Raw genomic sequence first — 255 nt, 5'->3', positions numbered from 1 at the left:
CCTCCAAGGCTAAATACTCGTGATCGACCGATAGTGAACCAGTACCGTGAGGGAAAGGCGAAAAGAACCCCGGGAGGGGAGTGAAATAGATCCTGAAACCGCATGCATACAAACAGTCGGAGCCTCGTAAGGGGTGACGGCGTACCTTTTGTATAATGGGTCAGCGACTTACGTTCAGTAGCAAGCTTAACCGTATAGGGCAGGCGTAGCGAAAGCGAGTCCGAATAGGGCGTTCAGTTGCTGGGCGTAGACCCG

1 rRNA gene is annotated in these 255 nt (G+C 53.3%); it reads left to right on the top strand.

Going from position 1 to position 255, the window contains the following annotated elements:
• Nucleotides 1-255: ribosomal RNA gene (locus H3O04_RS35895) — 23S ribosomal RNA — on the top strand; the annotation flags it as partial.

The organism is Burkholderia sp. KCJ3K979 (assembly GCF_016759955.1).
Lineage (GTDB): Bacteria > Pseudomonadota > Gammaproteobacteria > Burkholderiales > Burkholderiaceae > Burkholderia > Burkholderia orbicola.
This window is presented reverse-complemented; position numbering and strand designations above follow the sequence as displayed.